This window comes from Aeromonas sobria, from assembly GCF_000820145.1.
GTDB lineage: Bacteria > Pseudomonadota > Gammaproteobacteria > Enterobacterales > Aeromonadaceae > Aeromonas > Aeromonas sobria.
The window spans coordinates 1-1,086 of the sequence record NZ_CDBW01000008.1 but is presented as its reverse complement, the minus strand read 5'-3'; the positions used below and the strand labels follow the sequence as shown (position 1 = coordinate 1,086).

Here is a 1,086-nt window from a genome sequence, read left to right as displayed (position 1 = left end):
CAGGTACTGGCCAAGCCGGGCTCAATCAAGCCGCACACCAAGTTTGAATCTGAAGTGTACGTACTGTCCAAAGAAGAAGGTGGTCGTCATACCCCGTTCTTCAAGGGCTACCGTCCGCAGTTCTACTTCCGTACAACCGACGTGACCGGTACCATCGAACTGCCGGAAGGCGTAGAGATGGTAATGCCAGGCGACAACATCAAAATGGTTGTTACCCTGATTGCGCCGATCGCGATGGACGACGGCCTGCGTTTCGCTATCCGTGAAGGTGGCCGTACCGTAGGTGCTGGTGTTGTAGCTAGCGTAATCGCTTAATCGATTCGTTATATACAAACATGAAAAGGGGTGGCTTCGGCCACCCCTTTTATTTTTGGGGCTATTTATGGCCTGTGAGATACTGGACGAAACCATTGATAGAGGTAGTTTCCGTGAGCAAAGCCGCCATTTTTCTGGATCGTGACGGTGTCATCAATGAAGACACTGGCTATGTGAGTCAGGTAGATGATTTCCATTTTCTGCCCGGGGTGATCGAAGCCCTGCAGCTGTTAAAGAAGAAAGGGTACCTGCTGGTTGTCGTTACCAACCAGTCCGGTATCGCCCGTGGCTACTTCAGCGAAGATGACTTCATGAATCTGACGGAGTGGATGGACTGGTCACTGGCCGATCGGGATGTGGATCTCGATGGCATCTATTTCTGTCCCCACCACCCGGATCACAGTGCACCGTGTGATTGTCGTAAGCCAGCCCCCGGAATGCTGCTGTTGGCTAAACAGGAACACGACATCGATATGGGCCGTTCTTATATGGTGGGTGATAAGCCTTCTGACCTCAAAGCTGCGACTAATGCCAATGTTGGCCATAAAGTGATGGTCAGGACGGGTAAACCGCTGACAGATGAAGGTATCGTTTTGGCTGATGCGATCTATGACAATCTCCACGATTTCGCCATTGCAGTGCCTGCCGCAGCCTGATTTCGGTTATTAACTGTGCCAATTGGTGGCTTTGCGAGCGAACGAGCGACGAAAGCCATCTTTTTGCAATTATCTGCTTGCCAGAAAGATTCTGCTCCCTATAATGCGCCACATC

The 1,086-nt window shown here is 51.1% G+C and carries 2 protein-coding genes; both read left to right on the top strand.

What is annotated here, in order from left to right; all coding sequences use genetic code 11:
- Window positions 1–315, top strand: a 315-nt coding sequence (locus BN1135_RS04945) for an EF-Tu C-terminal domain-related protein (RefSeq protein ID WP_042019298.1), incomplete at its 5' end; no start/stop codon positions are given.
- Between the two features lie 113 nt (window positions 316–428).
- Complete coding sequence (gmhB, locus tag BN1135_RS04940; protein WP_042019296.1) at window positions 429–971, top strand: D-glycero-beta-D-manno-heptose 1,7-bisphosphate 7-phosphatase; 543 nt, start codon at window positions 429–431, stop codon at window positions 969–971.
- Window positions 972–1,086: the final 115 nt, after the last annotated feature.